Annotated in this window: 22 protein-coding genes; 10 read left to right on the forward strand and 12 right to left on the reverse strand. The window is 72.6% G+C overall.

What is annotated here, in order from left to right; genetic code table 11:
* Positions 1–13: 13 nt before the first annotated feature.
* Together sufB and PVK37_RS27685 are read right to left on the reverse strand one after the other, a co-directional pair.
* The gene (gene sufB, locus PVK37_RS27680; protein WP_275030762.1) at positions 14–1,444 is read right to left on the reverse strand and encodes a Fe-S cluster assembly protein SufB; all 1,431 of its coding nucleotides are present in this window, start codon (positions 1,442–1,444) and stop codon (positions 14–16) included.
* Complete coding sequence (locus PVK37_RS27685; protein WP_275030763.1) at positions 1,441–2,202, reverse strand: helix-turn-helix transcriptional regulator; 762 nt, start codon at positions 2,200–2,202, stop codon at positions 1,441–1,443. Before PVK37_RS27685 ends, sufB begins: the two co-directional genes overlap by 4 nt.
* Before the next feature lie 99 nt (positions 2,203–2,301).
* Here PVK37_RS27685 and PVK37_RS27690 point away from each other — a divergent pair, with 99 nt between their 5' ends.
* Complete coding sequence (locus PVK37_RS27690; protein ID WP_275030764.1) at positions 2,302–3,288, forward strand: COX15/CtaA family protein; 987 nt, start codon at positions 2,302–2,304, stop codon at positions 3,286–3,288.
* 49 nt (positions 3,289–3,337) lie between these two features.
* Here the strand turns inward: PVK37_RS27690 and PVK37_RS27695 are convergent, their stop codons facing one another.
* The gene (locus tag PVK37_RS27695) at positions 3,338–3,517 is read right to left on the reverse strand and encodes a hypothetical protein (RefSeq protein ID WP_275030765.1); all 180 of its coding nucleotides are present in this window, start codon (positions 3,515–3,517) and stop codon (positions 3,338–3,340) included.
* Positions 3,518–3,542: 25 nt separating this feature from the next.
* Here PVK37_RS27695 and PVK37_RS27700 point away from each other — a divergent pair, with 25 nt between their 5' ends.
* On the forward strand, positions 3,543–4,196 hold the full coding sequence (locus tag PVK37_RS27700; RefSeq protein ID WP_275030766.1) for a CGNR zinc finger domain-containing protein: 654 nt from the start codon (positions 3,543–3,545) through the stop codon (positions 4,194–4,196).
* Positions 4,197–4,260: 64 nt separating this feature from the next.
* Here PVK37_RS27700 and PVK37_RS27705 read toward each other — a convergent pair whose 3' ends face one another.
* Entirely contained in the window at positions 4,261–4,596 is a 336-nt protein-coding gene (locus tag PVK37_RS27705; RefSeq protein WP_275030767.1) for a hypothetical protein, read from the reverse strand.
* Between the two features lie 195 nt (positions 4,597–4,791).
* Positions 4,792–5,748: a heme o synthase gene (locus PVK37_RS27710; protein ID WP_275030768.1), complete on the reverse strand. Its 957-nt coding sequence runs from the start codon at positions 5,746–5,748 to the stop codon at positions 4,792–4,794.
* Between the two features lie 287 nt (positions 5,749–6,035).
* On the opposite strand from PVK37_RS27710, the gene tkt reads away from it, so the two are divergent.
* The 6 genes from tkt to pgl all read left to right on the forward strand — a co-directional run bounded on the left by tkt (position 6,036) and on the right by pgl (position 14,526).
* A complete protein-coding gene (gene tkt / locus PVK37_RS27715) occupies positions 6,036–8,174 on the forward strand; it encodes a transketolase (protein ID WP_275030769.1) in 2,139 nt (712 codons plus the stop codon).
* Positions 8,175–8,190: 16 nt separating this feature from the next.
* Positions 8,191–9,369 carry a transaldolase gene (gene tal, locus PVK37_RS27720; RefSeq protein WP_275030770.1) on the forward strand — a complete coding sequence of 393 codons (1,179 nt, stop codon included), beginning with the start codon at positions 8,191–8,193 and terminating at the stop codon, positions 9,367–9,369.
* A gap of 34 nt (positions 9,370–9,403) precedes the next feature.
* Positions 9,404–11,053 (forward strand): glucose-6-phosphate isomerase, encoded by a 1,650-nt coding sequence (locus PVK37_RS27725; RefSeq protein ID WP_275030771.1) that lies wholly within the window; start codon positions 9,404–9,406, stop codon positions 11,051–11,053.
* Between the two features lie 2 nt (positions 11,054–11,055).
* Positions 11,056–12,606 (forward strand): glucose-6-phosphate dehydrogenase, encoded by a 1,551-nt coding sequence (zwf, locus tag PVK37_RS27730; RefSeq protein ID WP_275030772.1) that lies wholly within the window; start codon positions 11,056–11,058, stop codon positions 12,604–12,606.
* The gene (locus PVK37_RS27735; RefSeq protein WP_275030773.1) at positions 12,603–13,619 is read left to right on the forward strand and encodes a glucose-6-phosphate dehydrogenase assembly protein OpcA; all 1,017 of its coding nucleotides are present in this window, start codon (positions 12,603–12,605) and stop codon (positions 13,617–13,619) included. Before zwf ends, PVK37_RS27735 begins: the two co-directional genes overlap by 4 nt.
* Positions 13,620–13,767: 148 nt before the next feature.
* On the forward strand, positions 13,768–14,526 hold the full coding sequence (pgl, locus tag PVK37_RS27740; RefSeq protein ID WP_275030774.1) for a 6-phosphogluconolactonase: 759 nt from the start codon (positions 13,768–13,770) through the stop codon (positions 14,524–14,526).
* Positions 14,527–14,644: 118 nt separating this feature from the next.
* Here pgl and secG read toward each other — a convergent pair whose 3' ends face one another.
* From secG to rapZ, 7 genes are all read right to left on the reverse strand, one after another.
* On the reverse strand, positions 14,645–14,899 hold the full coding sequence (secG, locus tag PVK37_RS27745; protein WP_275030775.1) for a preprotein translocase subunit SecG: 255 nt from the start codon (positions 14,897–14,899) through the stop codon (positions 14,645–14,647).
* A 95-nt stretch (positions 14,900–14,994) separates the two neighbouring features.
* Positions 14,995–15,786 carry a triose-phosphate isomerase gene (tpiA, locus tag PVK37_RS27750; RefSeq protein WP_275030776.1) on the reverse strand — a complete coding sequence of 264 codons (792 nt, stop codon included), beginning with the start codon at positions 15,784–15,786 and terminating at the stop codon, positions 14,995–14,997.
* Entirely contained in the window at positions 15,786–16,985 is a 1,200-nt protein-coding gene (locus tag PVK37_RS27755; protein WP_275030777.1) for a phosphoglycerate kinase, read from the reverse strand. The genes tpiA and PVK37_RS27755 overlap by 1 nt, the downstream gene beginning before the upstream one ends.
* 52 nt (positions 16,986–17,037) lie before the next feature.
* Positions 17,038–18,042 carry a type I glyceraldehyde-3-phosphate dehydrogenase gene (gene gap, locus PVK37_RS27760; RefSeq protein ID WP_275030778.1) on the reverse strand — a complete coding sequence of 335 codons (1,005 nt, stop codon included), beginning with the start codon at positions 18,040–18,042 and terminating at the stop codon, positions 17,038–17,040.
* Positions 18,043–18,305: 263 nt separating this feature from the next.
* Positions 18,306–19,286 carry a DNA-binding protein WhiA gene (whiA, locus tag PVK37_RS27765; protein WP_275030779.1) on the reverse strand — a complete coding sequence of 327 codons (981 nt, stop codon included), beginning with the start codon at positions 19,284–19,286 and terminating at the stop codon, positions 18,306–18,308.
* 54 nt (positions 19,287–19,340) lie between these two features.
* A complete protein-coding gene (locus PVK37_RS27770) occupies positions 19,341–20,351 on the reverse strand; it encodes a gluconeogenesis factor YvcK family protein (RefSeq protein WP_275030780.1) in 1,011 nt (336 codons plus the stop codon).
* Positions 20,348–21,247 (reverse strand): RNase adapter RapZ, encoded by a 900-nt coding sequence (gene rapZ / locus PVK37_RS27775; RefSeq protein ID WP_275035247.1) that lies wholly within the window; start codon positions 21,245–21,247, stop codon positions 20,348–20,350. Before rapZ ends, PVK37_RS27770 begins: the two co-directional genes overlap by 4 nt.
* 309 nt (positions 21,248–21,556) lie before the next feature.
* On the opposite strand from rapZ, the gene PVK37_RS27780 reads away from it, so the two are divergent.
* Complete coding sequence (locus tag PVK37_RS27780; protein ID WP_275030781.1) at positions 21,557–22,018, forward strand: carboxypeptidase-like regulatory domain-containing protein; 462 nt, start codon at positions 21,557–21,559, stop codon at positions 22,016–22,018.
* Positions 22,019–22,085: 67 nt separating this feature from the next.
* The gene (locus PVK37_RS27785; protein WP_275030782.1) at positions 22,086–23,018 is read left to right on the forward strand and encodes a pyridoxamine 5'-phosphate oxidase family protein; all 933 of its coding nucleotides are present in this window, start codon (positions 22,086–22,088) and stop codon (positions 23,016–23,018) included.
* The last annotated feature ends 19 nt before the right edge of the window (positions 23,019–23,037 follow it).

The following is a 23,037-nucleotide window of genomic DNA, read 5'->3' on the forward strand; positions in this document are numbered from 1 at the left end:
CGGGCGGGCGGCGTCAGCCGACCGCGCCCTCCATCTGGAGTTCGATCAGACGGTTGAGCTCCAGGGCGTACTCCATCGGCAGTTCCTTGGCGATCGGCTCGATGAAGCCGCGCACGATCATCGCCATCGCCTCGTCCTCGCTCAGACCCCGACTCATCAGGTAGAAGAGCTGGTCGTCGCTGACCTTGGAGACGGTCGCCTCGTGCCCCATCGACACGTCGTCCTCACGGATGTCGACGTACGGGTAGGTGTCCGACCGGGAGATGGTGTCGACCAGCAGCGCGTCGCACTTGACCGTGCTGGCGCTGTGCTGCGCGCCCTCGAGCACCTGCACCAGGCCCCGGTACGAGGTCCGGCCGCCGCCCCGGGCGATGGACTTCGACACGATGGTGCTGGAGGTGTGCGGGGCGGCGTGCACCATCTTGGCGCCGGCGTCCTGGTGCTGGCCCTCGCCGGCCATCGCCACCGAGAGCACCTCGCCCTTGGCGTGCTCGCCGGTCATGTAGACCGCCGGGTACTTCATGGTGACCTTGGAACCGATGTTGCCGTCGATCCACTCCATGGTCGCGCCCTCGTGGCACACGGCCCGCTTGGTGACCAGGTTGTAGACGTTGTTCGACCAGTTCTGGATGGTGGTGTACCGGCAGCGGGCGTTCTTCTTGACGATGATCTCCACGACCGCGCTGTGCAGCGAGTCGGACGAGTAGATCGGCGCGGTGCAGCCCTCGACGTAGTGCACGTACGCGCCCTCGTCGACGATGATCAGCGTCCGCTCGAACTGGCCCATGTTCTCGGTGTTGATCCGGAAGTACGCCTGGAGCGGGATCTCCACGTGCACGCCCTTCGGCACGTAGATGAACGAGCCGCCGGACCACACGGACGTGTTCAGCGCGGCGAACTTGTTGTCGCCGACCGGGATGACCGTGCCGAAGTACTCCTTGAAGATGTCCTCGTGCTCGCGCAGCGCGGTGTCGGTGTCGAGGAAGAGCACACCCTGCTCCTCCAGGTCCTCACGGATCTTGTGGTAGACGACCTCGGACTCGTACTGGGCGGCGACCCCGGCGATCAGCCGCTGCTTCTCGGCCTCCGGGATGCCCAGCCTGTCGTAGGTGTTCTTGATGTCCTCGGGCAGGTCCTCCCAGCTGGTGGCCTGCTTCTCGGTGGACCGCACGAAGTACTTGATGTTGTCGAAGTCGATCCCGGTGAGGTCCGCGCCCCAGGCCGGCATCGGCTTGCGCCCGAACAGGCGCAGGCCCTTCAGGCGCAGGTCGAGCATCCAGGCCGGCTCGTTCTTCTTCGCCGAGATGTCCCGCACCACCGCCTCGTTGAGGCCACGCTGGGCGACCGCCCCGGCGACGTCCGGGTCGGCCCAGCCGTACTCGTAGCGACCGAGGGCGGCGAGCTGCTCTTCCTGGGTCAGGGGCTGGACGATCTGCTCGGTCATCTATCTGTCCTCACAGTGGTGACGGTCTTTCCGGATGGGGCACGCCCCGACTGGGCCGGGATGTGCGTGGTGCACACCCCGTCGCCGTGCGCGATGGTGGCCAGGCGCTGCACGTGGGTGCCGATCAGGCGGGAGATCACCGCGGTCTCGGCCTCGCACAGCTGGGGGAACTCGGCGGCCACGTGCGCCACCGGGCAGTGGTGCTGACACAGCTGGCCGCCGGAGGCGATCGTGGACGCGTTCGCAGCGTAGCCCTCGGCGGTGAGCGCCCCGGCGAGTGCCTCCGCCCGGGCGAGCGGGTCGTCCCCGGCGTCCTCCAGGGCGGCCCGGCAGCGGGCCTCCAGCGCGGCGACCTGATCGGCGGCGAACGCCTCGACCGCTTCCGAGCCGCCGTTGCGGGCGATCCAGCGCAGCGCGGCGGTGGCCATGTTGTCGTAGTGGTGGGTGCCACAGCGGACCCGGGCGGCGTCGGTGAGCACGAAGACCTTGGCCGGCCGGCCGCGGCCCCGGTGCCCCCGGACGGTCTGCTCGCGGGCCAGCACGTCACCGTCGGCGAGCATCGCGTCGAGGTGCCGGCGGATCGCCGCCGGGCTGAGCCCGAGGGCCGCCCCGAGCTGCGCGGCGGTGGTCGCGCCCTGTTCCAGCAGGAGCTGGGTGACCCGCTCCCGGGTGGAGACGTCGGTCGCGGCGGGCAGGGGCGACCCGGCGACCGGACCGGTCGCCGGCTGCTGCCCGGAGAGCGCCGCCGCGTTTTTCACAACGCCAACGTTACGTAATTGGCGGGGGCCCTGCAAACCCGGGGTACCGGTGATCCGAACCACCGCACGGCCCGAGGCGGCCGAAGCTCGATCACTACAGTGCGTAGGATTCGCGGTGTGATGCGATCCGCCCGGTTCCCGGTCTCCGCCACCCTGCTGCGCCGCCTCGCGCTCGCCTCGATCATCGCCAACGTCGGAATCGTGGTCACCGGCGGGGCCGTCCGGTTGACCGCCTCCGGCCTCGGCTGCCCCACCTGGCCCCGGTGCACCGACGAGTCGTACACCACCACCGCCGAGATGGGCGTGCACGGGGTGATCGAGTTCGGCAACCGGCTGTTGACCTTCGCGGTCGGCCTGATCGCGTTGGCGGTGCTGCTGGCGGTGCTGCTGCACCGGCCACGTCGGCACGGGCTGCTGCCGCTGGCGATCGCGGTGTTCCTCGGCATCCCGGCCCAGGCGGTGGTGGGCGGGATCACCGTGTTGACCAACCTCAACCCGTGGGTGGTCGGGCTGCACTTCCTCGCCTCGATGGCGGTGATCGCCGCCGCGTACGCCCTCTGGCGGCGCGCGAAGGAACCGGACGGGCCGGCGGTGGCCGTGGTGCCGGCCCCGCTGCGTACCCTTGCCCGGCTGACCACCCTGGTCAGCGTGGTGGTGCTGGTCATCGGCACCTGGGTGACCGGCAGCGGCCCGCACGCCGGTGACCACGGTGCGGCCCGCAACGGCCTGGACCCGGAGACGATCTCCCAGGTGCACGCGGACAGCGTCTTCCTGCTGCTGGGCCTGTCGGTGGCGCTGGTCTTCGCGTTCCGGGCGGTCGGTGCGGCCACCGCCGCCCGTGCGGCCCTGGTGCTGGTGGCGGTGGAACTGGGCCAGGGGCTGATCGGCTTCGTGCAGTACTTCACGAACCTGCCCGCGCTGCTGGTCGGCGCGCACATGCTCGGCTCGTGCCTGGTGCTGCTGGCCACCCTGTCGGTGCAGTGGTCGACCGGGGAACGCCGCCCGGCCGTCGCCACCACGGGTGAACCGGACCCGGCGGCCGGGCCGGCGCGGCCGGCCGTACCGGTCGGGGCCGCCCAGGACTAGCGCCCGTGTCGAAGTCCTCGGCTCGACCGAGGACTTCGCGACACAGGCCCTAGGTCCGGCCCACCTCGGAGGGCCGGCCCACCTCGGCCGCCGTACTCGGCCCGTCGAGCACCACCCGCCACCGGCCGCACCGGCAGCGCTGGTAGCGCACCTGGCCCTCGCTGGTGAGGTGGCGTGAGACGGTCCGCCAGGCGTGCGGCTGGTCACGGAACTGATCGGAACGTGGCATGCGGGCAGCATGCTGTAATGAGCTTATGCACATCAACCCTTACGGGCGGGATCCGGTGACATTCGCCGCCGACCTCGCCGCCGCCCCGCCCAGCACCCCTGCCGAGCTGCACGAACGCTGCGTCGAGGCCGGAATCTCGGTGGAGGTGCCGGTGTCGGCGCAGGACCTGACCGGGACCCTGACCTTCCTCGACGACTGGCTCGCCGTGGTGGACGCGGCGACCGAGGAGGAACGGGCCCACCTGCTGAACCGGCTGCTACGGGACGCCTCGGCGCATCCCCGCCTGACCAACCACGCGGGCACCGGCTGGCACCTGCACTACCGGGACCCGGACGTCCCGCTCGCCGCGTCGCTGCGGGCGCTCCTCAGCGTCGGCACCGCGCTGCACCTGGTCGGGCGGGGGATGAACCGGCTCGGCCGCTGCGCGCTGCCGGAATGCCGCCGGGCGTACGCGGACGTCAGCCGCACCGGCCGGCAACGGTACTGCCGGCCCTCCTGCGCCAACCGCGACGCCGTCCGGCGGCACCGGGCCCGGACGGGCGTACCGCCGCAGACCCCGGCCAGACCGGACCTGCCCACGGCCTCGACCAGACCGGACCTGCCCACGGCCCCGGGCCGTGCGGACATGGCCACGGCCCCGGGCCGTGCGGAGCCGCCCGCGACGGCCGGCAGGAAGTAGGACGGCCGCAGCGCCGGGGTCTCCCCTCGGGTCGCTGCGGCCGATCGGATACGGGTTCGGTCGACTACCGGGCCATCGTGCGTCGGGCCATCGACCGCCACAGGTCGTTGCTCGGCCGCATCTGGTCCATCAGCTCACGCTCCCAGGCGTTCTCGATGGCGACGCCCGCCAGGGCGCACGCCTGCCGTGCCACGTCGGTGTCGTCGGCGAACTGGTCGCCCCATGCCCCGTCGGACCCCACGAGCACGATCCGCGCGCCCCGCTTGCCGACGTACTCGATGACCGCCTTCGCGCCGCCGTGCCCGTCGGCGAACGACTTGATGCCGGACACCAGACCGTTCGGGGTCTGGCCCGAGGCGGCCTGATCAGCCGTCAGCGTCGTATCGGAACCATCTGCCATGACGCGAAGCGTAAGCATTCTTCGGCCCGGATGGGCGAGAACCATGAACTATTTGTGATGCCAATTACCTGCGTGTTTAAGGAAGACCACAGGTAATTCGCCCCACTATGTCCGACTTGCCGGTGCGAAGCGGACAGCGATTGTGACACTGTGGTGACAGCCGGGTCACCGAAGAAAATTCGGACAAACGCACGATCAGAGAAGCGCGTCGAGGGCGACCGCCGCCGCCAGAATGGTCAGGTAGGTGATCGACCAGTGGAACAGGCGCATCGGCTTGACCGCCTCGCCCCGGGCCGCCCGCCGGGTCAGCTTGTGCGCCTCGACGAGGAAGACCGCGCCGACCACCACGGCGGTGACGCCGTACACCGGGCTCATCCCCAGCGGCCAGACCACCAGCGACGCCGCCACGGTCAGCCAGGTGAAGACGATGATCTCGGCGTTGACCCGCCGGGTGGAGGCGACCACCGGCAGCATCGGGATGCCGGCCCGGGCGTAGTCGGCCTTGTACTTGATGGCCAGCGCGTAGAAGTGCGGCATCTGCCAGAAGAACACCACCGCGAACAGCGCCCACGCCGCCGGGGCCAGCGAACCGGTCACCGCCGCCCAGCCGATCAGCACCGGGGCCGCGCCGCAGGCCCCACCCCAGAAGGTGTTCTGCGGGGTGGTCCGCTTCAGCCACAACGTGTAGATCAGGTCGTAGTAGACGATCGCGGCCAGGGTCAGCCCGGCGGCCAGCCAGTTGGTGAACGCCGCCATCAGCGCCACCGAGACCGCCGCCAGCACCAGGCCGAAGACCAGCGCGTTGCGCGGGGTCACCGTGTGGGTGGGCAGCGGGCGACGCTTGGTCCGCCGCATCACCTGGTCGATGTCCCGGTCGATGTAGCAGTTGATCACGCTGGCCGCGCCGGCGGCGAGCGAGCCGCCGACCACCACCACCACGACCAGCCACAGCGACGGCAGCCCGCCCGCCGCGAGCATCATCGCCGGCACCGTGGTGACCAGGAGCAACTCGACGATGCGCGGCTTGGTGAGGGCGACGTACGCCGAGACCACCGCCCGCACGTCCCGCCGCGCGCCGGTCTCCTCCGGCGTCGCCTCCGCCGGGACGGGCCCGACGGGGCTGTTGACGGGGCGTTCGGTGATCATGCTCACGGACGGCCACCTTCCGGCATCGGCAGGAGATCGGCTCGGCGGCGGCCGGTTCGCGGATCCACACACCGACCGACAGCCTACGCGGCGTGATCCGCGCAGCCCGCTCGCCCCATCCCCCGTGCCGGCCATCACACCCGACCGGGTCGTCCCGGTAGCCGCCCGGAGCAGCCAGGTCAGCCGGACGACCGGTGCCAAACCGCATGCAGAGATCCGTCAGCGGGGGTTTACGCCCGCTCGATAGGGTCATCTCTGAGGGTTCCGCCCATCTGCCGAGGAGCACAACCATCGTGGCTGCCAACCAACCCGAGCACACCCCACTCAACTGGTCCGACCTCGACCGCCGGGCCGTCGACACCGTCCGCGTGCTGGCCATGGACGCCGTGGAGAAATCCGGCAACGGCCACCCCGGTACGGCGATGAGCCTCGCGCCCGCGGCGTACCTCCTCTTCAACCGGGTGATGCGGCACAACCCGGCCGACCCGAACTGGCCCGGCCGGGACCGCTTCGTGCTCTCCGCCGGCCACTCCAGCCTCACCCTCTACATCCAGCTCTTCCTGTCCGGGTACCCACTCGGCCTGGACGACCTCAAGTCGCTGCGGCAGTGGGGTTCGCTCACCCCGGGTCACCCGGAGCACGGGCACACCCCGGGGGTGGAGACCACCACCGGCCCGCTCGGCCAGGGCCTGGGCAACGCGGTCGGCATGGCGATGGCGGCCCGCCGCGAGCGCGGCCTGTTCGACCCGGACGCCGCGCCGGGCGCGTCCGTCTTCGACCACCAGATCTGGTGCATCGCCTCCGACGGCGACATCGAGGAGGGCATCAGCCACGAGGCCAGCGCCCTCGCCGGCCACCAGCAGCTCGGCAACCTCACCCTGATCTACGACGACAACGAGATCTCCATCGAGGACGACACCCGCATCGCCAAGAGCGAGGACGTGGCGGCCCGCTACGAGGCGTACGGCTGGCACGTGCAGACCGTCGACTGGCGGCGCGGCGACGCCGACCAGGGCGAGTACCACGAGGACGTGGCGGCGCTGTACGCGGCGCTGGAGGCCGCGAAGGCGGAGACCGGGCGGCCCTCGTTCGTCGCGCTGCGCACCATCATCGGCTGGCCCGCCCCGAACAAGCAGAACACCGGCAAGATCCACGGTTCGGCGCTGGGCGCCGACGAGGTGGCCGCCACCAAGAAGCTCCTCGGCTTCGACCCGGCCCGCACCTTCGACGTCGACGAGGAGGTGCTCGCCCACGCCCGGGGCGCGCTGACCCGGGGCGAGGCCGCCCAGCAGGAGTGGCAGCAGGCGTTCGACGGCTGGGCGAAGGCCAACCCGGAGCGCAAGGCGCTGTACGACCGGCTCGCCACCCGTACCCTGCCGGACGGCTGGACCGACGCGCTGCCCACCTTCCCGGCGGACGCCAAGGGCGTCGCCACCCGGGCCGCCTCCGGCAAGGTCCTGGAGGCCCTGGCCCCGGTGCTGCCGGAGCTGTGGGGCGGCTCGGCCGACCTGGCGGAGAGCAACAACACCACCATGAAGGGCGAGCCGTCCTTCGTTCCCAGCAGCCACGCCACCAAGGAGTTCCCCGGCCACGAGTACGGCCGCACCCTGCACTTCGGCATCCGTGAGCACGCCATGGGCGCGATCCTCAACGGCATCGCCCTGCACGGCGGCACCCGCCCGTACGGCGGCACGTTCCTGGTGTTCAGCGACTACATGCGCCCGTCGGTGCGGCTCGCCGCGCTGATGAAGCTGCCGGTGACGTACGTCTGGACGCACGACTCGATCGGTCTCGGCGAGGACGGCCCGACCCACCAGCCGGTGGAGCACCTGACCGCGCTGCGCGCCATCCCCGGCCTGGACGTGGTCCGCCCGGCGGACGCCAACGAGACCGCCTGGGCCTGGCGGATGGCGCTGGAGCACACCGACCGGCCCACCGCGCTGGCGCTGAGCCGGCAGCCGCTGCCGACCCTGGACCGGTCGGTGCTGGCCGGCGCGGAGGGCACCGCGAAGGGCGGCTACGTGCTGGCCGAGGCGAGCAACGGCAAGCCGCAGGTGATCATCGTCGGCACCGGCTCGGAGGTGCAGCTCTGCCTGACCGCCCGGGAGCGGCTGGAGGCCGACGGCACCCCCACCCGGGTGGTGTCGATGCCCTGCCAGGAGTGGTTCTACGAGCAGGACGAGGCGTACCGGGAGTCGGTGCTGCCGCGCGCGGTCAAGGCCCGGGTGAGCGTGGAGGCCGGCATCGGCATGTCCTGGCGCGGCGTCGTCGGCGACAGCGGCGAGACCGTCAGCCTGGAGCACTACGGGGCGAGCGCGCCGCACTCGGTGCTCTTCGAGCAGTTCGGCTTCACCCCGGACCGGATCGTGGCCGCCGCGCACGCGGCGCTCACCCGGATCGGCGACATCACCGGTTTCACCACCGGCAACTGAGGGGAGCGTGAACGGTATGACGGACAGACTGCGTGAGTTGACCGCCGCCGGAGTGGCGGTCTGGTTGGACGACCTCTCCCGGGTACGACTGAGTTCGGGCGGGCTGGACCAGCTCCGCCGGGAACAGCACGTGGTCGGGGTGACCACCAACCCGAGCATCTTCGCCAAGGCGCTCAGCGACGCCACGGAGTACAACTGGCAGCTCCGTGACCTCGCCACCCGCGGCCTGGAGGTCGAGGAGGCGGTCCGCATGCTCACCACGTACGACGTGCGGTGGGCCTGCGACGTGATGCGCCCGGCGTACGACGCCAGCGCCGGGGTGGACGGCCGGGTCTCCATCGAGGTGGACCCGCGGCTGGCCCACGACACCGACAAGACGGTGGCCGAGGCGAAGGCGCTGTGGTGGCTGGTCGACCGGCCGAACCTGTTCATCAAGATCCCGGCCACCGAGGCGGGTCTGCCGGCGATCACCGCCACCCTGGCCGAGGGGATCAGCGTCAACGTGACCCTGATCTTCGGGCTGGACCGCTACTCGCAGGTGATGGAGGCGTTCCTCGCCGGCCTGGAGCAGGCCAAGGCCAACGGCCACGACCTGTCCACCATCGGCTCGGTGGCGTCGTTCTTCGTCTCCCGGGTCGACAGCGAGGTCGACAAGCGGCTGGAGAAGCTCGGCTCCACCGAGGCGAAGGCGCTGCGCGGCAAGGCCGCCGTCGCCAACGCCCGGCTGGCGTACGCGCGGTACGAAGAGGTCTTCTCCTCCGACCGGTGGCAGGCGCTGGCCGCCGCCGGGGCGCACCCGCAGCGCCCGCTGTGGGCGTCCACCTCGACCAAGAACCCGGACTACCGGGACGTGATCTACGTCGAGGAGCTGATCGCCCCCGGCACGGTCAACACCATGCCCGAGTCGGTGGTGCACGCGTACGCCGACCACGGCGAGACCCGCAGCGACACGGTCACCGGGGCGTACGACGACGCCCGGCAGGTCTTCACCGGCCTGGAGTCGGTGGGCGTCGACATGGCCGACGTGATCGCCACCCTGGAGCGGGAGGGCGTGGAGAAGTTCGAGGCGAGCTGGCAGGAACTCCTCGACGGGGTCCGGTCGTCGCTGACGGCCGCCGCCGAGGGTGCCGGCGCGCCGAACCGGGCCGCCAGCGGTCACGCCGAGGCGGCACAGCAGGCAGGAGGCAACGCGTGAGCGGGCGGATCGAGAACAACGAGGGGACGACGGCGTGAGCGACCTGCTTGACGGGCCGGTGGAGTCGGCGGCCGGGCTGTCCGTGTACGGCGCGGACGCGGTGGACTCCGCTGGTGCCGCCTCCACCCGGGACGCCCTGGTCCGCTCGGGCGTCCCGGCCCGGCTCGCGCAGAAGGACCCGACACTGTGGGGTCCGGAGGCCGAGCAGGAGGCGACGATCCGGCTGGGCTGGGTGGACACCTACCGGCGCAGTCGCGAACTGCTCCCCCAGTTGGCCGAGCTGAAGGCCGAGCTGGCCGACCTGGACCACGTGGTGCTGGCCGGCATGGGCGGCTCCTCGCTCGCCCCCGAGGTGATCACCCGTACCCTCGGCAAACCGCTGACCGTGCTGGACACCACCGACCCGGGCCAGGTCCGGGCGGCGCTGGCCGACCGGCTGGAGCGCACCGTGGTCGTGGTGGCCAGCAAGTCCGGTTCGACCGTCGAGACCGACAGCCACCGGCGGGCGTACTGGCAGGCGTTCCTGGACGCCGGGATGACCGAGGCGGAGGCCGGCCGGCACTTCGTCGTCGTCACCGACCCGGGCTCGCCGCTGGAGAAGACCGCAACCGAGATGGGCGCGTTCGTGGTGCTGGCCGACCCGGAGGTGGGTGGCCGGTTCGCCGCGCTGACCGCGTTCGGGCTGGTCCCGTCGGCGCTGGCCGGCGTCGAGGTGGCCGAGCTGATCGACCAGGCCGACGCGCTCGCGGCCAGCCTCGCCGGGGACACCGGCAACCCGGGCCTGGCGCTGGGCGCCGCCCTCGGGGCCGCCGCCACCGCCGGCCGGGACAAGGTCGCCCTGGTCTCCGACGGCACCGGCATCGAGGGGTTCGGTGACTGGGCCGAGCAGCTCGTCGCCGAGTCGACCGGCAAGGCCGGCGTCGGCATCCTGCCGGTGGTGGTGGAGTCGCCGACCAGCCCCGGCGCGACCGGCCCGGACGTGCTCACCGTCAGCTACGGCGGGTCGCTCGCCGCGGGCGCGGTGCCCGGCGGCGGCGCGCAGCCCGACATGGCGGTCAACGGGCCGCTCGGCGCGCAGTTCCTGGCCTGGGAGTACGCCACGGCGGTGGCCGGCGCGGTGCTCGGCATCGACCCGTTCAACCAGCCGAACGTCACCGAGAGCAAGGACAACACCAACCGCATCCTGGCCGCCGGGCCGCTGGCCGAGTCGCCGACCTTCACCGAGGGCGCGGTCGAGGTGTACGCCCCGGCGGGCGCCCCGGGTGAGCTGGTCGGCGTGCTGCGCTGGCTGCTCGACGGGCTCGGCGACGACGGGTACCTGGCGGTGATGGCGTTCCTAGACCGGTTCGCCGACGCCGACACGGCCGAACTGCGGTCGCTGCTGGCGGAGGCGTCCGGCCGTCCGGTCACCTTCGGCTGGGGGCCGCGTTTCCTGCACTCCACCGGCCAGTACCACAAGGGTGGTCCGCAGGTCGGAAGCTTCCTCCAGATCACCGGCGCGGTCGCCGAGGACCTTCCGGTGGCCGGCAAGCCGTACAGTTTCGGTCAGCTCCAGGCCGCCCAGGCCGCCGGTGACCGGCAGGCGCTGGCCGGTCGGGAGCGTCCGCTGCTGCGGCTGCACCTGACCGACCGGGCGGCGGGCGTGGCCCAGCTGCTGGATGCCGCGCGGCGGCTGCGGACGTGACGATGACCCAACCGGACCCGGCGGAGCGAGGAGGCGGCGTGAACCCGCTACGCGACCCGCAGGACCGGCGGCTGCCGAGGATCCCGGAGCCGTGCGCTCTGGTGATCTTCGGCGTCACCGGTGACCTGGCCCGCAAGAAACTGTTACCCGCCGTCTACGACCTGGCCAACCGGGGGCTGCTGCCCCCGGGCTTCGTGGTTCTCGGTTTCGCCCGCCGGGACTGGGGCGACGGCGACTTCGAGTCCCTCGCCCACGAGTCGGCCAAGGCCCACGCCCGTACCCCCTGGCGGGAGGAGGTGTGGGCGCGGCTGGCCGGCAACATCAAGTTCGTCGGTGGGTCGTTCGACGACGACGCCGCGTTCGACCACCTCGCCGCCACCCTCGACGAGCTGCGCCAGACCCACGGCATCGCCGGCAACGCCGCCTTCTACTTCTCCATCCCCCCGGCGGCGTTCCCGACCGTACTCAAGCAGCTCGCCCGCACCGGCATGGCCGACAACGCCCGCTCCGGCGGCTGGCGGCGGGTCGTGGTGGAGAAGCCGTTCGGGCACGACCTGCCCTCGGCGAAGGCGCTCAACGACCTGGTCGACGACGTCTTCACCAGCCAGGACGTGTTCCGGATCGACCACTACCTGGGCAAGGAGACGGTCCAGAACATCCTCGCCCTGCGGTTCGCCAACAACCTGTTCGAGCCGCTGTGGAACTCGCACTACGTCGACTCGGTGCAGATCACCATGGCCGAGGACGTCGGCATCGGCTCCCGGGCCGGCTTCTACGACTCGGCCGGGGCGGCCCGTGACGTGCTCCAGAACCACCTGCTGCAACTGCTGGCCCTGGTGGCGATGGAGGAACCGACCAGCTTCGACGCCGACGAGATCCGGGCCGAGAAGCTGAAGGTGCTGCGGGCCATCACCATCCCCAAGGACATCGCCCGGGACACCGTCCGCGGCCAGTACCTGCCCGGCTGGGTCGGTGGGCAGCGCGCGGTCGGCTACCTGGACGAGGAGGGCGTGCCGGCCGACTCCACCACGGAGACGTACGTGGCGGTCCGGCTGGGCATCCAGAACCGCCGCTGGGCGGAGGTGCCGTTCTACATCCGGGCCGGCAAGCGGCTGCCCCGCCGGGTCACCGAGGTGGCCATCATGTTCAAGAAGGCGCCGCACCTGCCGTTCAACGAGGCCGACATGGAGATGCTCGGCAACAACCAGCTCGTGGTACGGGTGCAGCCCGACGAGGGCGTGGTGCTCAAGTTCGGTTCCAAGGTGCCCGGCACCACCATGGAGGTCCGGGACATCGCCATGGACTTCCAGTACGGCGAGGCGTTCACCGAGGCCAGCCCCGAGGCGTACGAGCGGCTGGTGCTGGACGTGCTGATCGGGGACCGGACCCTCTTCCCGGACGCCGCCGAGGTGGAGCAGAGCTGGCAGGTGGTGGACCCGCTGGAGCACGCCTGGGCCGGTACGAAACCGGAGCCGTACCGCTCCGGCGAGTGGGGCCCCCGGGCGGCCGACGAGATGCTGGCCCGCGAGGGCCGGGCCTGGAGGCGAGCGTGATCGGGCTGTGGGACACCACCGGCAACGAGGTGGTCAAGGCGCTGGCCGCCGAACGGCGTAGCGCGGGCGGGGTGGCCAGCGGCATGGCGCTCACCCTGATCGTGGTGGTGGACGAGCGGCGGGTCCGGGAGGCGGAGGCGGCGGCCACCATCGCCGCCGCCGCCCACCCGTGCCGGCTGCTGGTCGTGGTCCGCTCCGACATCGAACGGGACCGCACCCGGCTCGACGCGGAGATCGTCGTCGGCGGCCGGCTCGGCCCGTGCGAGGCGGTGGTCACCCGGATGTACGGGCGGCTGGCGCTGCACGCCGAGTCGGTGGTGATGCCGCTGCTGGTGCCGGACGTGCCGGTGGTGACCTGGTGGCACGACGAGCCGCCGGCGGAGATCGCCACGGACTTCCTCGGCGTGGTCGCCGACCGGCGGATCACCGACGCCGCGCAGGCCGCCGACCCGATCGAGGCGCTGCGGCAGCGGGCCCGGGACTACGCTCCCGGCGACACCGACCTGGCCTGGACCCGGATCACCCCGTGGCGCACCCTGGTCGCGGGGGCGTTCGACACCACCGCCGCCAAGGTCACCGAGGCGACCGTGGTGGCCCCGCGTACCGACCCGACGGCCGCGCTGATGTGCGGCTGGCTGGGCAGCCGGCTGGGCATCACCCCGCACTGGGAGCACGTCGACGGCCAGCCCCGGATGCGGGAGGTGCGGTTGCGCTGCGCCAACGGCGACGAGCTGTCCCTCACCCGGGAGGACAGCATGGCCACCTTCCGGCGTACCGGTCAGGCCGACCGGGCCCTGCCGCTGGTGCGTCGCCCGCTCGGTGACGAGCTGGCCGAGGAGCTGCGCCGGCTCGACGCCGACCAGGTGTACGCCGAGGCGCTCGGCGCGGCGGCCGGGGTGGCCGGTCTCGACGAGCGGCCCGCCCAGCGGGTGCACGTCTGGAAGGACCCGGCCACCGCCAAGCGGGCCGAGGCGGGGGTCACCGCGCACGCCGCCACCAACACGCCGGGCTGAACGGCAGCGGGCGGCCCCGTCCGTGCCCCGCTGGTCGGGGACGGACGGGGCCGCCCGCCCTCATGACCAGGTACCGCCGGAGGGGCCGGGCGGTCCGGAGCACGTACCGCCGGGTGGACGCCTGCGGTCGACGAGAAGAAGGCACGAGATGACAGAGGCGAGTGTCGCCGTACACGCCGACGCCGACCTGCTGGCGCAGGCGGTCGCGGCCCGGCTGCTGGTGAGGCTGCTCGACGCGCAGGCCGACCGGGGACAGGCGTCGGTGGTGCTGACCGGTGGGCGGATCGCCGCGGCTGTGTACCGCGCGCTGGCGGCGCTGCCGGCCCGGGACGCGGTCGACTGGTCCCGGGTCGACGTGTGGTGGGGCGACGAGCGGTTCCTGCCCGCCGGTGACCCGGACCGCAACGAGACGCAGGCCCGGTCGGCCCTGCTGGACCTGCTCCCCCTGGACCCGGCCCGGGTGCACCCGATGCCCGCCTCGGACGGCCCGGACGGCGACGACCCGGAGGCCGCCGCCGCCCGGTACGCCGGGGAACTCGCCGCCGCGGGGCCGGGGGACGCCGCGCTGCCCCGGTTCGACGTGCTGCTGCTCGGCGTCGGGGAGGACGGGCACGTGGCCTCGGTCTTCCCCGGGCAGCCGGTGCAGCACGACACCCGGCCGGTCGCCGCGGTACGGGAGGCCCCGAAGCCGCCGCCGGTACGGATCACGCTGACCCTGCCGACGATCAGCACCGCCGAGGAGGTCTGGTTGGTGGCCAGCGGCGCGGACAAGGCGACGGCGGTCCGGACGGCCCTGGCGGGGGCCGGGCCGGTGCCGCTGCCGGCGGCCGGGGCGCACGGGGTCGGGCGGACCCGCTGGCTGCTGGACCGGGCCGCCGCCGCGGAGCTCGCCGCCCGCGTGCGTTGACGGTGTGAGCGGGGCCCGACCGGTCGGTCGGGCCCTTCCGTGTCGGGGTGGAAACGCGCCTGCGCGCGGCCCGTGGGAACGGACCGCGCGCAGGTACGGTATCGACCGGGGAATCCGGTCAGGCGGGTACCGCCAGCTTGAGCCAGAGCCCGAGGCCGATGATGCAGGCGAACCAGACGATGCCCACCAGCACGGTGTAGCGGTCGAGGTTCTTCTCGGCCACCGACGAGCCGGCGAGGCTGGAGCTGACCCCGCCGCCGAACATGCTGGACAGGCCGCCGCCCTTGCCTCGGTGCAGCAGGATCAGCATGGTGAGCAGGATGCTCGTGATCGTCAGCAACACGATCAACGTGTATGCGAACCAGGTCGGCATGGCTGGGGTCAGTCCTCTCGTTGCGATCCTCGCCCCGCGTCAGTCGGGCGTGCGGCACCGACCGGCGGACGGGCGGAGTCAAGGATAGCGAGCGTTCAGCGGCTGATGTGCTCCGGGAAGCGGCAGATCTGCACGAATTCCTCGGCGTCGAGGCTGGCCCCGCCGACGAGCGCGCCGTCCACGTCCGGCTTGGCCATGATCGCGGCCACGTTGGCGGCCTTGACCGAGCCGCCGTAGAGGACCCGGACCTGGTCGGCGGTGGCCTGGTCGTACAGCTCGGCCAGCCGGGTACGCAGCGCCCCGCACACCTCCTGGGCGTCCTCCGGGGTGGCGGTCTTGCCGGTGCCGATCGCCCAGACCGGCTCGTACGCGACCACGACCCTGGTGACCTCCTCGGCGGTGAGCCCCTTCAGGGCACCGTCGAGCTGCGTGTTGCAGTGCGGCACCTGGTCGCCCTGCTCCCGGACGTCCAGCCCCTCGCCCACGCAGAGGATCGGGGTGAGCCCGTTCGCCAGCGCCGCCTTGACCTTGGCGCCGACCAGGGCGTCGTCCTCGCGGTGGTACTGCCGCCGCTCGGAGTGCCCGACCACCACGTACGTGCAGCCGAGCTTCGCCAGCATCGAGCCGGCGATCTCCCCGGTGTACGCGCCCGAGGCGTGCGCCGACAGGTCCTGCGCGCCGTAGCCGATGAGCAGCTTGTCACCGTCGACGGCGGTCTGCACCGTCCGCAGGTCGGTGAAGGGCGGCAGCACCACGCACTCGACGTCGGTGAGCTGCTTCTCGGTGAGGCTGGCCGCCAGCTTCTGGAGCAGGAGGTTCGCCTCGAAGTGGTTCAGGTTCATCTTCCAGTTGCCGGCCATCAGGGGCCGGCGGGTGACCGCAGACATCAGTCCTCCAGCGCCGCGATGCCGGGGAGGGTCTTGCCCTCGAGGTATTCCAGCGAGGCGCCCCCGCCGGTGGAGATGTGACCGAACGACGACTCGTCGAGCCCGAGCGCCCGCACGGCGGCGGCCGAGTCACCGCCGCCGACGACGGTGAACGCGTCGGCCTTGGTGATCGCCTCGGCCACGCCCCGGGTGCCGGCCGCGAACGCCGGCATCTCGAACACGCCCATCGGGCCGTTCCAGAAGACCGTCTTCGCGCCGGACAGCGCGGCGGCGAAACCGGCCACCGTCTCCGGGCCGATGTCGAGACCGAGCCGGTCGGCCGGGATGGCGTCGGCGGCCACGGTGTCGTGCGCCGCGTCCGGGGCGAAGGCGGTCGCCGCCACCACGTCGACCGGGAGCATGATCTTGCCCTCGGCGCGCTCCAGCAGGTTACGGCAGGTCTCGACCATCTCCTCCTCGAGCAGCGAGGTGCCCACCTCGTGGCCCTGGGCCTTGAGGAAGGTGAAGCACATGCCGCCACCGATGAGCAGCCGGTCGACCTTCGGCAGCAGCGCCTCGATCACCGCCAGCTTGTCGGAGACCTTGGAACCGCCGAGCACCACCACGTACGGACGCTCCGGCTCGCCGGCCAGCTTCCCGAGCACCTCGACCTCGCGCAGCACCAGCCGGCCGGCCACGTGCGGCAGCCGGGCCGGTACGTCGTACACGCTGGCGTGCTTGCGGTGCACCGCGCCGAACGCGTCGTCCACGTACGCCTCGCCGAACCCGGCGAGCTGGTCGGCGAAGGCTCCCCGCTCGGCGTCGTCCTTGCTGGTCTCACCCTTGTTGAACCGCAGGTTCTCCAGCAGCGCGACCTGGCCGTCGGCCAGCGCCGCCACGGTGGACCGGGCCGACTCGCCGACGGTGTCGGAGGCGACGTGCACCGGCGCGCCGAGCAGCTCACCGAGCCGGCCGGCGACCGGGGCGAGACTGTACTGCGGGTCGGGCGCGCCCTTCGGGCGGCCCAGGTGCGAGCAGACGACCACCTTCGCGCCGGCCTGCACCAGCGCGCCCAGCGTCGGCAGCACCGCCCGGATCCGGCCGTCGTCGGTGATGTCGCCGGTCTGCTTGTCGAGCGGGACGTTCAGGTCGGCGCGCACCAGCACGCGCCGACCCGACACCCCCTCGGCGAGCAGGTCGTCGAGGGTACGGATGCTCACCGAGCTACCTCTCCGTTCACGACCGCGGGGCCCGCGAGCCCACTCCTCGCGCTCACAGCGACTGACCCACCAGCTTGACCAGGTCGACCAGGCGGTTCGAGTAGCCCCACTCGTTGTCGTACCAGCCGACGACCTTGACCTGGTTGCCGATGACCTTGGTCAGCGGCGCGTCGAAGATGCACGACGCCGGGTCGGTGACGATGTCGGCCGACACGATCGGGTCCTCGTTGTAGGTCAGGATGCCGGCCAGCGGCCCCTCGGCGGCGGCCTTGATGGCGGCGTTGACCTCGTCGACGGTGGTCTCCCGGCCGACCTCGACGGTCAGGTCGGTGGCCGAGCCGGTCGGGATCGGCACCCGCAGCGCGTAACCGTCCAGCTTGCCCTTCAGGTCCGGCAGGACCAGGCCGATGGCCTTGGCGGCACCGGTGGAGGTCGGCACGATGTTCAGCGCGGCGGCGCGGGCCCGACGCAGGTCGGAGTGCGGCGCGTCCTGGAGGTTCTGGTCCTGGGTGTACGCGTGGATCGTGGTCATCAGACCCTTCTGGATACCGAAGGTGTCGTGCAGGACCTTCGCCATCGGGGCCAGGCAGTTGGTGGTGCAGGAGGCGTTCGAGATGATGGTGTGCTTGGCCGGGTCGTAGTCGCCGTCGTTGACGCCCATGACGACGGTGACGTCCTCGTTCTTCGCCGGGGCGGAGATGATGACCTTCTTGGCCCCGCCGTCGACGTGCGCCTTGGCCTTGGTGGCGTCGGTGAAGAAGCCGGTGGACTCGATCACCACGTCGACGCCCAGGTCGCCCCAGGGCAGCTTGCCCGGGTCACGCTCGGCGTACGCCTTGATGGTCCGGCCACCCACGGTGATCTCGTCGGCGGTGGCCTTGACCTCGTGCGGGAGCCGGCCGAGGATGCTGTCGTACTTGAGCAGGTGGGCGAGCGTGGCGTTGTCGGTCAGGTCGTTGACGGCGACGACCTCGACGTCCGCGCCCGACGCCAGCACTGCCCGGAAGAAGTTGCGGCCGATACGGCCGAAGCCGTTGATGCCAACCCGGATGGTCACAGGTCCCATCTCCTCGCGTTCTGGTCCGCCGGCGCCGAACTGCGGCCGGCGAGTTGATGTGCGCCGACCGTTGGAGCCGGCCGTTGACAGTTCATCCCGGCCACCCCGCCGCGGTCCGACGGACCAGACCGCCCGAGGCGGTGGGTACGGCGGGGGGAGCCGGTTGCCGGCCCCGTCGCCGTACGCTGCGACCCTATCCGAGCGCACGGCACCGCGCTGCGCCGGGGCGTGGCCCCGGCCGCGACGCGTCCCCCACCGTCCTATCAGACCACGAGCATGTCCGGCGTGACTGCCGCTTCGGTATCGGGGATGCCCAGGTCACGGGCGCGTTTGTCGGCCAGCGCGAGCAGCCGGCGGATCCGGCCGGCGATGGCGTCCTTGGTCAGCGGCGGGTCGGCGAGCGCGCCCAGCTCCTCCAGGGACGCCTGGCGGTGCTCCAGCCGCAGCCGGCCGGCGGAGGTGAGGTGGTGCGGAGCGTCGTCGGCGAGGATCTCCAGCGCCCGGGTGACCCGGGCGGCGGCGGCCACCGCGGCCCGCGCCGAGCGGCGCAGGTTGGCGTCGTCGAAGTTGGCCAGCCGGTTCGCGGTGGCCCGCACCTCGCGGCGGACCCGGCGCTCCTCCCAGGCCAGCACGCTGGAGTGCGCGCCGACCCGGGTGAGCAGCGCGGCGATCGCGTCGCCGTCCTTGACCACCACCCGCTCCACCCCGCGCACCTCGCGGTTCTTGGCGGTGATGCCGATCCGGCGGGCCGCGCCGACCAGCGCCATCGCGGACTCCGGCCCCGGGCAGGTGATCTCCAGGGCGCTGGACCGGCCGGGCTCGGTGAGCGAACCGTGCGCCATGAACGCGCCCCGCCACGCGGACACCGCGCAGCAGACGTTCGCGGCGACCACGTGCGGCGGCAGCCCGCGCACCGGGCGGCCCCGCACGTCCAGCAGGCCGGTCTGCCGGGCCAGCGACTCGCCGTCCTTGACCACCCGGACGATGAAGTGGCTGCCCTTGCGCAGGCCACCGGAGGCGAGCACGTGGATCTCGCTCGGGTAGCCGTACACCTCGGCGATCTCGCGGCGCAGCCGACGGGCCACCGCCCCGGTGTCCAGTTCCGCCTCGACCACCACCCGGCCGGAGACGATGTGCAGCCCGCCGGCGAACCGCAGCAGGGCGGTCATCTCCGCCCGGCGGCAGCAGGGCTTGGGCACGTCGACCCGACTCAGCTCGTCCTTGACCGCAGCCGTCATCGCCATTGTGCGTCCCCTCACGGACCGGTTCCGGCGTGCCGCCGGTGATTACGTACGTGCTTAACGAGCGGCGCCCAGGACAGGCACCAGGGCAGCGCCGAGCGCCGCCGGATCATGGCGGGGACTGCCGTCGTCGACGGCGACCGGGGCGAACACCAGGCGGGCACCCAGCGATTCTGCCGCACCGGCCAGCGAGTCCGGGTCACCGACCACCCGACGGTCGGCCAGCACGCAGTCGACCTTCAGCTCCGGCAGGTACCGGCGCAGGGCGGCGAGGTGGCCGGCGGCGGAGAGCCCGTTGGTCTCCTTCTCGGCGGAGAGGTTCAGGGTGACCAGCCGGCGGGCCGCGCTGGACACGATCGCGTCGGCCAGGCCGGGCACCAGCAGGTGCGGCAGCACGCTGGTGTACCAGCTTCCCGGCCCGAAGATCAGCCAGTCCGCCTCCAGGGTCGCCGCCACCGCCTGCGGGCAGGCCACCGGGGCGGCCGGGGTGAGCCGCAGCGCCTCGACCCGGCCGGTGGTGACGGCCACCTGGTGCTGGCCCCGGACGGTGGACACCTCGTCCGGGCGGGTCGGGTCGGCCCCGCGTACCTGCGCCTCGATGCCGACCGGCTGGCAGGACATCGGCAGCACCCGGCCGACCGCGCCGAGCATCGTGCCGGCGTGCGCCAGCGCGGCCACCGGGTCGCCGAGCTGCTCCATCAGGCCGAACAGCACCAGGTTGCCGACGGCGTGCCCGTCCAGCCCGTCCCCGCAGCCCGCCTGTGGACGACCGGCGTGCTGGTCGGCCCCGGCCGACGGGCCGGTACGGGCGAAGCGGTGCTGGAAGAGTCCGGCGCTGCGCCGGGTGGCCGGATGGTCGCCGGCCAGCGCCACCAGCGCCTGGCGCAGGTCGCCGGGGGGCAGTCCGCCCCGGGCGGCGCGCAGCCGGCCGCTGGAGCCGCCGTCGTCGCCGACGGTGACCACGGCGGTGATGTCCAGGCCGAGTTCCGGGGCGCACCGGCGCAACGCGCGCAGGGACGCCGACAACCCGTGCCCGCCGCCGAAGGCCACCACCTTCGTTTCCGTCATTCGCGCCCCAGGTCCCGGTGCTGCGCGTTCGCGGCCAGCCCGGACTGGCGCAGCCGCCCGGCCAGCTCCTCGGTGATCGCCACGCTGCGGTGCTTGCCGCCGGTGCAGCCCACCGCGACGGTCAGGTAGCGCTTGCCCTCCCGTTCGAACCCGACGGTGGTGGCGTTGATCAGGTCGGCGTACGCGGACACGAACGCCTCCGCCCCCTCCTGACCGAGCACGTACTCGCTGACCGCCGCCTCCCGGCCGGTGTGGTCGCGCAGCTCCGGCACCCAGAACGGGTTCGGCAGGAACCGGGCGTCCAGCACGAAATCGGCGTCCGGCGGCAGGCCGTACTTGAAGCCGAAGGAGAGCACGGTGACCCGGAGCTGGCGGGCGTCCTCCGCGCCGAACAGCTCCTCGATGCGCCGCCGGAGCTGGTTCACGTTCAGGTGGCTGGTGTCGATGATCACGTCGGCCTGGTCCCGGGCCTCCTCCAGCAGGCCGCGCTCGACCGCGATGCCGTCGGCGAGCCGGCCGTCGCCCTGCAACGGGTGCGAGCGGCGGACGCTCTCGAAGCGCCGGATCAGCACCTCGTCGTCGGCGTCGACGAACACCACGCGCGGCGAGAAACCGCGTTCCTTCAGCTCCCGGATCGCCCCGGCCAGGTCGGTGGAGAAGGCGCGCGACCGCACGTCCAGCACCATCGCGGTACGCCGGGCGGCCCCGCCGGCCTTGGAGGCCAGTTCCGCCATGTCCAGCAGCAGGGCCTGCGGCAGGTTGTCGACCACGTAGTAGCCGACGTTCTCCAGGGCCCGGGCCACCGTGCTCCGGCCACCGCCGGAGAGCCCGGTGACCACGACCAGGCTGGTGTCCCCGTCCACCGGACCCGCCGGTGTCGGGCCGTCGACCGGCATCCCGGCTGTCCCCGTCTCGCTCACTGAAACCCCCCAGCCGTGCTGCCGTGACCCGTCCGGACCACGAACGGTCAGTCAGCGACTCTATCCGGCCGGACGGCGAGCATCCGGCCGCGGCGCACCTGCCGCCGTGACCGGAGCGAGGGCGTGCCCGCCACGGTCGCCGGGCCGGACGGCGTCGGTTTCCGCGTTCCGGCCCTCCGGACAACCGGCTGGTGATAGAAGTAAACGAAATGTGAAGACAAATCCACATGCACCCGGTGCCCACCCGGGCAGCGCCGACCAACGGACAGGAGCGGACGCCGCACCATGAGAACCCGCGCTATCGGCCCGTACGCCCTGGTGGTGGCCCTGCTCGGCGTGCTGCTGACCGGATGCCAGCAACTGTCGGACGCCGCCTCGCCCGCACCGGTGCCCACCCTGTCCCCCTCGACGGACGCGCGACAACCGGTCAGCGACGAGCCCGACGGCACGTCCGCCGACGACGACGCGCCGCCGGCCGACCGGGGCGTGGTCAGCGGCCGGGTCCGCACCCCCACCGGCGCGTCGGTGGTCAACGCCGGCGTCCAGGTCCGGTCACTGGACAGCCCACCCGTGCCGGTACCCGAACTGGTGGTGACCACCGACGACGGCGGGTGGTTCCGGTGGCTGCTCGCCCCCGGCCGGTACGAGGTCACCGTGGTGCCCGCCGACGGCACCCCGCCGGTCACCGCGCCCGCCGTCGAGGTCCGCGCCGGCCGCGAGCAGGAGATCGAGATCACCGTACGGTGACCGGCACCCGTCGGTGCCCTTTCGGCCCGAACTCCACAGCGGACCGTCGCCACCTAGGATGGCCGGCATGTCCGCGCTTCCCGACCCGCTGGTCGCCGGTTCCCCGCTCGCGGCGACCCTCGACGCGTACCGCACCTGTGAGCTGGTGACCGTCGGCCGGGACGGCAGCCCGGCCGCCTGGCCGACCTCCGGGATGGTCCGGGCGGACGGGACGATCCTGCTCACCACGTCGATCGGGTACCCGCAGAAGGCGTTCAACGTGCGCCGGGAACCCCGGGTGGCGCTGCTCTTCTCCGACCCCACCGGCAGCGGGCTCACCGACCCGGCCCAGATCCTGGTCCGGGGGGTCGCGGACTGTCCGGACCAGGTGCACACCGACCCGACCGGTGAGCTGGCCGACTTCTGGGCCCGGATGTTCGCCCGGCAGCCGAAGTGCCGGGGGTACCTGGACTGGCCGGCCACCACGGTCACCGACTTCTACTTCATGCGGCTGCTGATCACGGTCGCCCCGACCGAGGTGTCCACCCGGCCGTTGCCGCCGCCCGCGGCCCCGCCGGCCGACACCGGCCTGGTCGGCGGACGGGTGCTGGCGGCGTACCCGACGGTGGTGCTGGCCGCCCGCGACGACGCGGGCGCGCCGGTGCTGGTCCGGACCACGGCGAGCGCCGAGGAGACCGGTTTCCGGGTGGCGGTTCCGGACGACGTGCCGGTGGCCGCCGGGTCGGCCACGCTGCTGGTGCACCGGCACGACGAGAAGCTGTGGAACCTGCACAACGCCAACGTGCGCGGCGACCTGGTCCGGGACGACGACGGCTGGCTGCTGCGGCCGACACTGCTGGTGGAGCCGGGTGCCCGGCACCGGTCCGGCCCGTTCGAGCCGCTGCGGACGCTGCGCACCTGCCGGACCACCACCCGCCGCTACCTGGCGTACCGGCACCGGCCCCGCCCGGCGGTCCCGTGGTCCGCCTACCGCGCCATCCGCGCCACCGTCACCGGCTGACCACCCGGACCAGCTCGGC

The sequence above is a fragment of the Micromonospora cathayae genome, from assembly GCF_028993575.1.
GTDB classification, from domain to species: Bacteria; Actinomycetota; Actinomycetes; order Mycobacteriales; family Micromonosporaceae; genus Micromonospora; species Micromonospora cathayae.